Origin of the sequence: Ditibartonella apis (assembly GCF_001952075.1) — a bacterium.
Lineage (GTDB): Bacteria > Pseudomonadota > Alphaproteobacteria > Rhizobiales > Rhizobiaceae > Bartonella > Bartonella apis.
In genome coordinates, this window is sequence record NZ_LXYU01000003.1 from 1 (window position 1) to 14349 (window position 14349).

The 14349-nt window shown below is 45.2% G+C and carries 6 protein-coding genes; all 6 read left to right on the forward strand.

What is annotated here, in order from left to right; genetic code table 11:
- The coding region (locus tag PEB0122_RS07020; protein ID WP_143238811.1) for an FG-GAP-like repeat-containing protein at positions 1-2672 on the forward strand (2672 nt) is incomplete at its 5' end.
- A 100-nt stretch (positions 2673-2772) separates the two neighbouring features.
- Positions 2773-4455: a tryptophan 7-halogenase gene (locus PEB0122_RS07025; RefSeq protein ID WP_075916362.1), complete on the forward strand. Its 1683-nt coding sequence runs from the start codon at positions 2773-2775 to the stop codon at positions 4453-4455.
- On the forward strand, positions 4439-6007 hold the full coding sequence (locus PEB0122_RS07030; protein ID WP_225867822.1) for a TolC family protein: 1569 nt from the start codon (positions 4439-4441) through the stop codon (positions 6005-6007). The genes PEB0122_RS07025 and PEB0122_RS07030 overlap by 17 nt, the downstream gene beginning before the upstream one ends.
- 10 nt (positions 6008-6017) lie before the next feature.
- On the forward strand, positions 6018-8414 hold the full coding sequence (locus tag PEB0122_RS07035; protein WP_143238812.1) for a type I secretion system permease/ATPase: 2397 nt from the start codon (positions 6018-6020) through the stop codon (positions 8412-8414).
- Positions 8415-8416: 2 nt separating this feature from the next.
- Complete coding sequence (locus PEB0122_RS07040; protein WP_075914287.1) at positions 8417-9586, forward strand: beta-barrel domain-containing protein; 1170 nt, start codon at positions 8417-8419, stop codon at positions 9584-9586.
- A gap of 266 nt (positions 9587-9852) precedes the next feature.
- Positions 9853-13425: a hypothetical protein gene (locus PEB0122_RS07045; protein ID WP_075916366.1), complete on the forward strand. Its 3573-nt coding sequence runs from the start codon at positions 9853-9855 to the stop codon at positions 13423-13425.
- Positions 13426-14349: the final 924 nt, after the last annotated feature.

Below are 14349 nucleotides of genomic sequence, written 5' to 3' on the forward strand. Positions count from 1 at the left end.
TCAAGTTGCCTGATGGCAGCTTGGCCGACCACCACAGCTATATCTTCACAACAGCAATTGTATCGAAATCCGGCTATGTCGGCGAAGCGCATGACGTCGAAGTGCGCGTTGATACAACAGGTGCTGCTAACGTTCCCGATTACGGGATTTCAAACAAAAATCAAGTGTCGAGGTCTGATGGAGATTCATCATATACGCAAGCTGTCGCACTCAACAATAATGGCGAATGGCAGGTGCTTTCCAATTCGAATATCTGGGTGTTCCGTAACGATGGTACTGGTAAAGCAACCGGTTATTATCTTGATTACTCTCTTGGAGTTGCTCGAGGAAACGTTAACGGATATCACGCGTTGACTAACGATGAAAACGTGCTCTTCGGTTCGTATACAATGGCCGATTATAACCACGATGGTTTTATCGATATTTGGACTACTAAGGCATACTATACTGGGAGTACAACCTCCGCTTATGTCGGCACGGGTGATAATCAATGGAATTATGTCGACATCAATTATAGCGACATGGTCAATGGGCTTAGCATCTTAAATCACCTCGGCGGCATTGCTACCTTTGACATGAATGGTGACGGCTATCTTGATGTCATTCAGGGCGATTCTGGAAATGACTCCGGTTCCATTTTCTTGAACAGAGGTGAAACATCTTCGAATTTGGGGGGTGGCCAGTTTTATGGATTGGGAGACGGTTTTGGTCTCCGACAATCATCTTTTACAGCCAGTTTCTATACCGATCACCATGTCTCGGCAATTGACCTTGACAACAATGGTACCATCGATTTTGCCGGGAATGGCAAAGTGAGAGGAGATAAATCGGGCTTTTATCAACTGCTTACTCTAATAAATAGCGGCGAAACAGCGCCGAATGGCGTTTATGGCGGCAATTGGTCGCTTGGACAAAGCATTGCGGATGTTTCGCCAAGTAGGGGCGATATAAGGGATAATAGCATTGACAATGATTCCTACAAAAACACTGTTTCCATGACATGGGCCGATTATAATGGCGATGGCTATATGGATTTGTTCATGGCCAAAAATCATAGAGGTTGGAACGGTAATAAAGACAGCCAGATTCTTTATAATAAGGGAGATGGTAGCGGACAGTTAAATGATCCTGTGCGATTGAATGACAATGTTGATGGTCGCTGGTCGGTTGCTATCGACTGGGATCATGATGGCAAAATGGATATCCTGGAGGTTCCGGGCTATGGTGTTAGTGCTGCCAATATGAAGCTTTGGCATAATGGTGGCAATAACGCTATTGACGGCTCGGTTAAATGGGACAATTGGGATATCTTTGGTGACAAAGGTGGCCGTCTTGCTAGTGCCAATGGTGATGTTGACCCGAAGACAATTGATGGCAGTGGTAAGAACTATATTTATGGTATTGGCCTTGTCGACTATGACTGGGATGGTGCGCTTGATGTTACCATGCAGCGTGACAACTTGCATTCATCGCTCATTTTGTCGAACAAAAACAAGGTCGGTTATGGAACGTCGTTGCATCTTCGCATTACCGACAAGGATGGTGCCAATGTATTCTATAACAATACCGTCCAGCTTTTTGACTCTGCCGGTAATCTGGTTGCCGTGCAGGTTATCAATGCGCAAGGTGGCATGGGTGTTTCCGATAATACCGGCCTTGTCCATTTCTATGGCTTGAAAGAAAATGAAACCTATTCGGTTGTTGTCTTGCGCAATACCAACGGTCAGTCGAATGATATTGGCGGTATTGCCCATACTCATACGACAGACCGGAATGGCAATGGTAAAGATAACGACATTGAAAATGTCAACACCTCTTGGACAGGTCTTAAAGCTGTAGAAGCAGACCATGCCTATATCCTAAATGCCAATAAAGATGGTGAAACAGTCACAACCGGCGTTGGCAATGCCGAGGATAAAACATCTCAAGGTTATCGTCCGGGGCTGGTTGGCACCGGTTATAATGACCTCTTTACAGCTGAAGCCGGTAGCCAGAGCTATTCGGGTGGTGGCGGTTGGAGGAATGATGCCGGTGAAAAATACTGGCAGGCAAGTGGTGGTGAAGACATTGTCGACTTTGGCAAATCAACCACCGGTGTCACTGTCGATTTGAGTAATAGCGGCTATCAATCGACGGGTTTCAACAACGCCAAGTTTATTGACATTGAAGGTATTTACGGAAGCAAATTCAACGATACCTTCACAGGTAGTAAAGGCGACAATTTCTTTGATGGTCGTGGTGGTGACGACACCTATCACCTTGAATCCGGTGGTCATGATCTTCTGCTTTATCGCCTGATCCAGCAGGATGATGCAACCGGTGGTAACGGTCATGACACAGTCTATGGCTTCAAAGTTGGCACCTATATTGATGCCGACAAAACCAAGATTGATGCCGATGCCGACCGCATTGATGTCAAGGATCTGTTGCAAGGCTATCGTGCCGATGCCGATGGTGCTGCCCATTATGATGACAAAGGCAAAGCCCAGATCGACTGGGGTGATAATATCAAGGACTTCCTTTCAACCCGCGTTGAAAACGGCAATACGATTTTGAGTATTGACCGTGATGGCAAGGGGAATGCCTTCCAGTCGACCGACCTTCTGACTTTGAACAATGTCCAAACCGATTTGGAAACATTGTTGGCAAACCATCAGATCATCATCGGATGATTTTCTCTATGGCGGGAGAAATTCCCGCCATAGAATTTTATCTTTGGGCAGGTAGGGTTCCTGTCCATCGCAGTTTTAAAATCGCAGGTGGAGATAAAAATTGCTTGATCTTAGGCGTGCAAAGAAAATAGCAGTCGTCGGTGGCGGGTTGGCCGGCTGGTTTGCGGCACTGATGCTGCGTCGGGTATTCAGCCCGAATGTGGAAATTGTGGTTTTTGAAGATCCGAAGCGACCGCATTATTCGGGCGGCGAAGGTGGGCTTGGCAATTTCGTCGTCAATCTACAACGCGCTTCTATTGATATTGACGAGTTTGTGCATAAAACAGACGCGACATTCAAAATGGGGAACGCCTATCGTGGTTGGCGTGAAGGTGGGCAGAACGATATCTATTACCAGCTTTTTCCTGCACCCAATGATCATGTTGAAGAAATCGATTTTTCCTATCGCGGAGTCTGGCCTTATCTTGCCACGCGTATTGCAACGAGAACGCCGCTTCATACTCTCTTCCCCGGTTTTTCGCTGATTGAAGCAGGATCATCGCAAGTTGAGGCGAATGCGGTTTTCAATTTGCGCCGCAGCGGCATTCAACCGACATTTCATTTTTCTGTTGGCAAACTCGTAACGCTTTTGAAAGATGTTGGTGTTTCACAGCAAATTTCCAGCCGCGAACAAAAGGTAACCGATCTCATTATTGCATCAAATGGCGATGTGACTGCTTTGAAGCTTGGTAGCGGTGATGAAGTTGCAGTGGACTTTGTTGTTGATGCTTCCGGTTTCGAGCGCATTAGCGCAGGCAAAAAATATAAAACCGAATGGCAGTCTTTTTCATCAAGCTTGCTTGAAAACAAAACTTTGTCATTTTCAATGCCAAATGGAGGAAAAAATCCATCTTTTGTGAGCGAAGCCGCTGCACTTGGCGCAGGCTATTTATGGCAAGTTCCGCTTCTTGATCACGTTTCGGCGCAATATGTCTTTTCGGATAAATATACAACCGAGACGCGAGCCAAAGAAGAGCTGCAATCCTATCTCGGCTTTGCAATTACACCGGGTGAAGTGTCAACTTTCGAAGCGGGAAACTTCAGAAAAATCTGGACAAATAATGTTGTTGCATTGGGTGTCGCATCCGGTTTTGTGAGCCCGATCGAGACGACGTCTCTTGGACATTTGCTTCAACAACTTGGTGAACTGGAGCGGACTTTTCTCGATTGCCATGGGATTATCGGCGACCACACGATTGAGGCTTTCAACCATGCAAATGATAGAAGTTTCAGTGAGATAGCGGATTTTGTGCGGATGCATTATGACGGTGGTCGGCGTGACAGTAGCTTCTGGCGTGATGCCAGTCAGGCAAAGCGATCGGCAAATTTGGAAGCCATGAAGGCCTGTTTTTATGAACGGTTGCCACGCATTATTGATATTGACGGTTATGGTACTGGCTGGCGCCCGCTTTATCATTTGATGAACTGGATGTTTGTTGCAGCCCCTCTGGGCATTATCAGTGCCGAGGCAGCCATGAGCGAACTCAATTATCTGCCACCGCAAATACGCCAGAGAATGGAACAATATGGTGCAGAATTGATGCGTATGCGTGCATCAGTGACACAACCACAATGGGGAGAAGCACTGCCAAGAGAACAACGGGGCGGGCAGGGCTTCTCATCCTATCAGAATTTTCCTGCCGCTGGTGCATCTTATTATGATCAGGAAAATAATCGGCAGGCTTCAGGCAATTCCGACAATTTCCAAGAGGCGGAAGGGAGCTTACGTGCCACACACCGTTAACTTAAGCCTTTTACAAAAACTGTTTGTGCTCGGAACAGGTATCATTGCATTCAGCTTGGGTTTTGCCGGTTGTACCACAACAACATCGCAAAGCCCCCGTGTGGTGCGCCATCATCCTGCCCAGCCACGAGCCCAGAGCGGTCAACCTGGACTGTTGGCCGACGCCATGGCTTCTGCTGCGGACGAGCATAATAATAGCGTTGCAAAAGGCGAAAATGGCGAAGGTTTGAATCAACAAACGGTAACTGGTGATGCCGCTAAATCTTCCGGAAATGCCGACAATGATGCAATCGCAAAATTACAAAGCGCAAGCGGTAAAGATGGTCCGATTAAAACGATCGGTTTGACTGGCATCGGTATTAAGGATGCAGTCGGGGTTGCGCTTGCCCGCCACCCCGATATCGGGCGCGCCAATGCGGTTGTAGCCCAAGGCAAAGCACAAATTGCTATCGAAAAATCGGCTTGGTATCCGACGCTTCAATATAGCGTTAATCCCGGTTATAACCGCTATTACAGCTCTTCCAACAACAAAAATGACCCAGGAAATGTGCGCGGCACAGTCGGAGCCTCGCAACTTATTTATGACTTTGGTCGCACCTCAAGCCGCATCGGTGCAGCGCAGGCAACCAACGAAAAACAGCTCCATCAGCTTGCCGGTACGATGGAAGATGTTGCGCAGAACATGGCCAACACTTTTATCGAACTTTCGGCTGCTCAGGATCTCATCAGTGCTGCCCAGCGTGAAACCAATTTGTTGCGCGACACACATGATAAAATTTCCCAGCGCGTCAAAGCCGGTCTTTCCGACGCTTCCGATCTCAATCAGGCTGAAGTGGCAATGCAACGGGCAAAGTCCGATTTATTGCAGGCAACAACACGCTTTGATGTAGCTGCAGGAAAATTTGCCCAAATTAGCGGTTTTCGTCCAACAAAAGTGGCAACACTTGCAGAGACGACGCGCTTTATGGATAGTTTGAGCAAGGGGAAGGGCGATGTTGACAAAACGCCGGCGGTGCTTGCGGCAGAAGCCGAAGTCAAAGCGTCTCAACAAAGGGTGCGGCTTGCAAAAGCAGATCGTTTCCCCTCTGTCAGTCTTGGCGTTAGTCAGTCCGGAGCAACCGGCCAGCGCAATGCAACCAATGACAGCACATTTGTCGGTTTGCAATTGAGCGGACAATTTTCGACAGGGAAACGCGAAAAATACCAGATCGAGGCTGCCGAAGCAGAATTACGTGCCGCAAGGCAGGCGCGCGACAATGAACAACTTGTCTCGCGCACCACAAGAGGTTCTGCCGAAACAGAAGAAAAGGGCGCGAGTGCCCGTATGGATAATGCCAAACAGTTGATGGATTTGTCGTTATCGTCGCGTGACCTATATTGGCAACAATATACTTTAAACAAACGTCCGCTCACTGACGTCATCAATGCCGAGCGGGATACATTCTCGGCCGAAAGCGATCAGATCACAGCAATATCCGATCGCCTTTATGCAAAAGTAAAAGCCTATTACGCGGTGGGGCAATTGGTCACCCGTTTGCGTGAGCGCAATTGAAAGTTCCAAAATGTCTAGTTCGCAAACCATTTCCAATCGGTTATCTTTCCCGTTGAGGAAGAAAACAAAGAAGACAAATGCCGAGCCACAGGTGCAAAACCAACGGACGGAAGGAGCTTCTGCGCCCGGAAAAAATTCGCCCGAGGCAGAACAGAAGCCAATAAAGCAAACTGGACGCTCCCCCGAAAATAAAGCACCGCGTGAGCCGGAAAAAGGCCCCGAAGTGTCAGAACAAGCTTCTGTTCAGCTTGAACAGATTGATGCTTCTTCATTGATTTCCAAATGGGTGGATATTTTATTATTGGCAGCCCGCCAGCTTGATATTCCGATATCCGACGAACTCGTGAGAAATGCTGCCAAATGGAGTGGAAGAGAAGCCACCGAGCAATCAATCATAGATGTTGCACTGGCATCCGGACTTGCGGCAACTTTTGTCAAAGTGAGCGCCAGCGAAATATCGTCAGTGATGTTACCCGCCGTTATACAGGTTGATGGCACGCTAGGGCTTTTGACCGGTCGTGACAAAAACATAGCCATTGTGCATTTTGTGGCGAACAAAACCGCTTTTGAAAAGCGGATTCCGTTTGCCGATATTGTCAAAACCGATAAAATCAAATTGCTTCTTCTTGAGCGTCATCTTGCGGTTCACGATGACCGGCTTGACGAATATTTGCAAAAAAAGCCGAAATCGTGGTTCAAAGGGCTTTTTGTCACCAATTGGCCAATATTTCTGCAATTGGGATTGGGATCGCTTGTAGGCAATATGCTGGCAATCGGCACATCGCTTTTTGCTATGCAAGTGTGGGATCGGGTGGTGCCAGGACGTTCGACGAATACGTTATGGGTTCTCGCTTCCGGCGTTGCACTCGCTCTTCTTCTCGAATTTGTGTTGAAAACCACACGCGTTGCGGTCACTGACCATTTTGGTAAACAGGCCGATCTCAAATTGTCAGCCATGTTTTTTGCCCGCGTGTTGAATATCCGCAATGATGCGAGGCCCAGGTCACCGGGAACATTGATTTCGCAATTGCGTGATCTTGACCAGATGCGCGAATTGTTGACGTCAAGTACACTCGGTGTTTTGATCGACTTGCCATTTGTTGTCTCTTTTCTGTTTATCATCTGGCTTATCGGTGGACCAGTTGTTTTGGTTCCTATTGCAGCCATTCCTTTCATTGTTCTTCCCGGTATTATTGCGCAATATCCCTTGGCCAAGCTTTCCAATGAGGGGCTTGAAGAGTCAGCCATGCGCAATGCTATTTTGATGGAGTCGATCTATCGGGCGGAAGACATAAAATTGTTGCAGGCCGAACCCCGATTTCGCCGTATGTGGGATGAAGTCAACAAGGTCAGCAGCAAGATCAGTTTGAAGCAGCGTGAAATTGCTTCAATGCTGATGAATTTTTCTCAAACGATGCAGCAGATTGCCTATGTCGGCGTGGTCATCGCTGGCGTTTATGGCATCCTTGATGCTAAGCTTTCATTTGGTGCTGTTCTTGCTTGTTCAATTCTTACAAGCCGCACTATTGCACCGCTTGCGCAAATTCCGGCTATTTTAAGCAAATTACAAAATGCACGGGTGGGGAAAAGAGGGCTTGACGGACTGCTGACTTTGCCTGTCGATCATGATACCGATAAGGATTATTATCATAAGCCGGTTTTGCAAGGTCAGTACCAGATGCAAGACCTCGTTTATCTTTATGGCCCGCAAGAAAAACCGGCTTTGATTATCCCTAAACTTAATGTCCGTGCCGGTGAAAAAATTGCGATCCTCGGCCGTGTCGGTGCCGGTAAATCGACCTTGCTTCGTTTGTTTGCCGGCCTTTCGGCTCCGGTTCAGGGGCGCGTTTTGCTTGATGGCACGCCGATCAGCATGATTGATATTGCAGATATTCGTCGTGATGTCGGGGCAATGTTCCAGGAATCAAGTTTGTTTTACGGCACATTGCGTGATAATCTTCTAGCTGCCAATCCTTTGGCAACCGATGAGCAACTTCTGGAAGCAATGCGGTTATCCTCGGCCGATCATCTCCTTCTCAATCAGCCACATGGGCTTGACCTGAAACTTCGTGAAAGCGGTGTTGGCCTTTCGGGCGGGCAAAAACAAACATTAATGTTGGCGCGCCTTTTCTTACGCTCCCCCCACATTGTTCTGCTTGATGAGCCGACGGCATCTCTTGATGAAGCAACCGAGGTGGCGGTACTTGATAGGATGCAATCATGGCTCGGTGATAGAACATTTATTGTTGCCACCCATCGTTATCCGGTCTTGCAGCTCGTTGACCGTATCATCGTTGTCGACAATGGGCGGATTGTGCGCGATGGACCGAAAGACGAGATTTTAGGTATCCATCCGGTCAACACCGTAACGCCTGAAAGATCCTCGCGGTCGAAACAGGGGGTATGACAATGAATGTCGATTCACTTGTAAAAATTCACGGCGTCAACCAGCGTGCACGTGTCATTTTGTGGATCATCATTGCGATGATCTGCATTTTTATTGTCTGGTCCTATTTCGCGGTTTTGAACGAAGTGGCTATTGGTGAAGGCAAAGTGATGCCTGCTTCAAAAGGCCAGATTATCCAGAACCTCGAAGGTGGAATTCTTGCCGAACTGATGGTGAGAGAAGGCGACGAAGTCAAAGAGGGGCAAATTCTTGCTTCTCTTGACCCGGCAAAAGCCAAGTCCAATGTTGATGAGACACTTGCCAAAATTGTTGCTCTTAAAGCGCGTGCAGCACGTCTTGACGCTGAAATGAACAATCAGGAAAAAATCAAATATCCGCAGGATATACGCGACCAGAAGGAAGTCATTGATCGCGAGACCGAGCTTTTTTATACCAATAGACAAGCTTTCAAAGAAAATGTTCTCAACCTCACAGAGCAGTTGAAACTTGCTCAAAACGAAGTGGAAATTGCCAAACCGCTGCTTAAGACTGGAGCAGCAAGCGAAGTCGAAGTCTTGAAACTTCAGCAGAATGCTGCCGAACTTTCTTCGCGTCTTGCCGCTACAAAAAACGAATATTATGTCGCTTTGCGTGGTGATTTTACCAAAACCATGGCTGACCTTGAACCGCTGTTAAAAGCACGGGAAGGATTGGCTGATCAGTTGACCCGTACAGTTATTCGTGCCCCTACAAACGGTATTGTCAAAGATATCCGTGTCACCACTATTGGCGGTGTTGTTGCACCGGGTGGCACGCTCATGGAAATTGTACCGTTGGGTGATCAACTTCTTATTGAAGCCAAATTAAATCCGCGTGACATTGCCTTTATCCATAAAGACCAGAACGCGAATGTGAAAATCACCGCTTATGATTCAGCAATTTACGGTTCTTTGCCAGGGCATGTGCAAATGGTTTCGCCGGATTCGATTGAAGACGATGTCGACAAACGTGTCTATTATTATCGCGCCTATATCCTGACAGACCATAGCTATCTTGAAACCAAAGACGGTAAAAAGCACCAGATTATTCCAGGAATGGTGGCAACCGCCGAAATTAGCACCGGTGAAAAAACTGTACTTGATTATCTTATCAAACCGCTCAATCGGGCGAAGGAGGCGCTACGCGAACGTTAGAAAACGGGATAAATCAACGGTGATAGACTAACCCTTCTTTCACCCGTTTTATCTCGGGCCCGCTCTTTAGTCCCCAACAATAGAAGAGTGGGCCATCTACTTTTTTGTATTAGAAACAATTGTTTTGAAGAAATAGTTTTCAAAGTGAAAAATATAATAAAATTAAATAATTATTGAAATAATAATAAAATATTTATCAATAAACAATATTTATAGAAATAGATAAAATTGGATCGGACCGAGTTTAGAGGACTTGAGACTATACAATGGTTAATATTGCCGAACTGCTCAAGAAGTCGATAGAAAAGCAGAAAATGAAGCCGACATCGGAAGTGCGCCAGCACATCTATGAAAAGGCACGTTCTGCAATCAAATCCAAACTCTCCGAAATGGACGCTCCGGAACTTGTGCGACGTTCCTATATGCTCCAGCTTGAAGCAGCAATCTGTGAAGTCGAGGCTTTTTACGTTCTGGAACCTGAATTTTTCGAACTCAGGGAAGACAATGCGACCTGCCATTTTGCTTACAATGCTTATCTTCCGGATTATTTTGGTACGCGTCGTGATGTTGTCGTCGACCCGATGAAATTGCGCCCTTTATCCGGCGAACCAGCGCAATTGATGAAGATTGAAAAAATCGACGAAGACAAACAGGCACTTCAGCCTGATAGGGAACATCAAGTTTTTACTTTACATTCAGGAAAAGAGAAAAGTTCGCAAGTCTTGCCCGATGAGGCTTACCCCGTTGACCTCAACATTGCCGATCAGCAGCGAAATGATAATCAGAACTCTGAATTAACAGGTTTCAATGGAGAGCGTGGTGATAAGTTTGAGCCATCCGGTTCTGATTTGGATGACGGACATATCGAACCGCTGATTGAAGGCCTTGAAGAGGAATTCAATGAACTTTCAAAAAATATTGCTGATGAAACTCTTGAAAAAGAACGTGAGGATCAAAACGGCAAAGGAGAGGAGAAGATATTTCAACCTCGCCCCGTTGTAGAAGACAAAAAGTCGGCAAACGACGACAGTCATTTTGTTAAAAGTGATGCACAGCCGGAGCACGTGATCGAGGCCGAGCCGCATAGTATCAATCTACGTGAAAAAGCCGATGACAGTTCACAAAGCCAACCGCGCGACAATTTAGATCTGAACGATAGAACAGCAAGTGAAACTCGTTTGGAAAACAGACGGGCTGAGGAAGTAGCGCAAGAACCGATAGGTCGCATTGACCCGATGGTAGGACAAAGCGCTTTTTCGAACACTTTAAAAAATGAGACAAGAGTTGAAAACGATTACGCGAAGAAACCGGAACCGGCTTTTACTGAAATGCCTGAAAATAGATTGGAAACGAAGTCAGTCAATGCCGGTCAATCAGAAACATCGTCTTTAAAGCAAGATAGCTTTGCCGCGACAAGCATTAATGCTCAACACATAGAAGACATTGGTGAGGTCGGCGCTGGTGGGAAAGATATTGACGGGAAAGACATTGATAGGAAAAACATGGACGCAAAGTCAGGAACTCCGAAAGAAGCGACTAGCGTCTTTGGCTTTTCCAAATCCAGGCGTGGTTTTCCCCGTCGCTCGGCTGTTGATGATTATCCCCTCTATATTGATACGCCATCCTATCCAGCGTCAGCAGGAGGATTTTTTGGCAAGGACGCTTTTGGTACGATTGGTGGACAGACGGCTAGCATGGAAAGGCAGCCCTTTGGCACGTTCAATAGAGAGACTGCCAACAATAAAGCCGATAGCGGTAATAATCATCAAATACCAGGCTTTAAAACAGAAACAGTCGTTATGGCGTCAACAACGCCGATTTCCAAGGACGCTGATAAAGCTGAGATTTTCTCTCGCAAAGCGAATGGGCAAGCGGGTACAAATGAATTGCAAACACCAGAAATTGCAACCAAAGCAAATCCCGTTAATATGTCGGCGTATAATGCGGACAAAGGTGTTGTAAACCGTGTTATGTCTGCGGAAACCTCTGCTGCCAAAATTTCGGCGCCTATTTCGCAAGGAATCGTGCACGATAATTCAAGCAACCAAACAGATGTAGAGAAACTGAACTCCAAGCAAGATAAAACTGCCGACAGCTTTTTGAAAGTCGGTCGAAATCCTGCTCAAAATGATCGTAGCGTTTCACCCACCAAAAACTGCTCCGATGACGATAATCGCTTGGGTGGTTTATCAAAACGATTTTCTAACGATGCGAATGGAAAATCGATTGAACAAAATAATGCGGATACAAAACCACAGGCGCAGTTAAATCGTTTGTCGGAGAAGGCTTTTTTAGTTGAATCCCCTGTTCCAGTTAAAAATAATTCCGGCGAAGAACGGGCAAAACCAGATGGCGGTCCATCTTTTCCAAGGGGACAGGCTAGTACATATGGAAAAACTGAAGTTATTTCGGAAAAACGCACAATTATTTCCAACAATGACGGCACGACTTCAATTGATGAAGAAAGCAAGGTTCTGGCTTTTTCTGGCCACGAGATTCCGGGAAAAGACAGAAAGGTGGAGGAAGAAATTCCTGCTGGTGTATCAGGAGAAAAGGAAGAAAAAGAGAGTACGCTCGACATCGCCGAAAAATTCGACCAGAAGAGAACTGAGTTTTTCGACCGTCTTGATAACGCACGTAACGATCGGCTGGAACAGGATCTCTTCCCGACTGTAAGTTCTTTCGATCAAAAAGACAGAGGAAAAACCGTTAATCGTTCGCTATCGCGTGGGCAACGGTCAAGTAACTTTGCAAAAATATTGACTGGTCGTTCGGTTGCAGCTGGTGCATTTTTTGTTTTTGTGCTCGCTTTTGGTGCTTATTTCCTCAGTCGTTCAGGTCCGTCAATACCACTTACCGAACAACATCCCCAAAATATTACAATGCGAGATCAGGATGTACGCAATAATCCGGATCCGGCACAAACCGCTGCCATCAATGACAAGGGGTCAAATGACAATGCGGAAAAATTGCTACGCGAAAATTACATTGCTTCGAAGAATCAAAAAAACGACCAAAACAATTTTGGTAAAAAAATCACAGAGGAAAAAGCTGATGAACCTCTAAAATCCGGTGAGAAAGACGAAGTCAAGCCGACAGAATCTGATGATATAAAAAGTTCGAATGACGCGTCATCGGTGATTGATAAAAAACAGCCTGAAAAACTTGCATCCATTCCGATATCAGTGACGCGGCCAGTTGTAGAGGAGATGCCAAACAAAAATAGTGATAATGAACCCACAGATAACATCAAGAATGATACGGAAAATTTGTCCCAAGACAAACAAGGTGCGGGTGTTGAAAAACCGGAGGCCAGTCTCTTGCTTATCAATGATAAAAAAGGCAAACAAGTGAAATTGCAATCGACTGTTACATGGTCGCTAAAGCCACCGCATTCACCTGAAAACCCTTTGGATGAAACAGCCTTGGTTGCCAATTTTAAAACCGATGATGGTAAACTCGGTGCGCGCATGAGCATCCGCAAAAATTATCGCGACAATCTCGGTGCAACTCATTTGATCGACCTTTCGTTTTCGCAAGCAGACGGCTTCGATAGTGGAGTCGTTGTTGATGTTAAGGGAGTTTATTACGGCGACAAAATCAATGTCTTGAACAAGCAGGCTTCGACAATTGTCGCAGACCTTTATGAAAATAATTTTGTGGCTTCATTGCGTGATGATAAAGACAACAAAGAAAACAACAGAAATTTTCTAACTCGCTCAGCTGTTATCGGTTTCCAGACCGTTTTTACCGATGGGAAAACTGCTTTGTTTATGTTGAACAAAGGCGCAGCTGAAAATCAACTCTTTGATAAGTTTAATGATCCGACAACGCATTAAGCCCTTTTTGAGGCGGGAGACTTTAAAAAAACGCAGAATTGTAAAGTTCTGTTTTATTGAAGCGTTTAATGCGACAAAATGTCACGAAAATAAGTCGGCTTATATTTTTTGACGAGCAGAGTTTACCGAATTATCAAACGACCATGTTTTATCGATTTTGCCGGCGAATGCAGAAATGATCGCCCATAGCGGAATAGTTCAATAGCCGAGATTGGTGCGGAGTGCGCGGAAATACAGTCAATTGAAATTGAAATGGGCAATCATAAGTAGGATTTACCGATTTTTGAAGAGTTATTGAGGTGCTTATATAAACTCGTTCGGCAGGGAAAAGGCTTCAACGTTATCCACAAATTTTTATTTGATTTAAATTTGAATAAAATAATTCAATCGAATTATAATTTTTTATCATGCATATTTTAAAAAAATAAATTACAGTAGATATAATTAAAATAAAAATAATAATTTTAAATTCAATTAAATATATTTATTTTAAAAAATTTTGAATTTGAAAATTATAAAATATATAATTTTTTCATTAAAAAATATGACACATGAGATGAAAATTATAACGTTTTTCTTTTCGTAAATTACGATTATAAAATAGTCTTACGGATATCAAAAAAAATTTTTTTAAAAATGAACTCTCTATCGCAAATGATTAGATGACGAATTGCCAACCAAGGGTTTATTATCTATTTGTTAAACAGTGTTAATCGCCGTGGTAACCGGGGTTGTCTATGGATATTTCGGTTTCGGGATATATTTGATTTGGAATCAATGTGATGCACTTACGCCATGGTGATTTCATAAAGTTCGTTAACCAAAAATTAACCATACCTTGAAAAGATTTGCCAAACCGTTAAAAGACTATACTGATTCTTAACTGGCGGGTGCGTCGGGGCAGTAAAAATTAACTGTCTAGGC

Bases quoted from the DNA above. Each gene is read 5' to 3' on its own strand.
- PEB0122_RS07035 (WP_143238812.1), top strand. From the start codon at position 6,018: ATGTCTAGTTCGCAAACCATTTCCAATCGGTTATCTTTCCCGTTGAGG.
- PEB0122_RS07040 (WP_075914287.1), top strand. From the start codon at position 8,417: ATGAATGTCGATTCACTTGTAAAAATTCACGGCGTCAACCAGCGTGCA.
- PEB0122_RS07045 (WP_075916366.1), top strand. From the start codon at position 9,853: ATGGTTAATATTGCCGAACTGCTCAAGAAGTCGATAGAAAAGCAGAAA.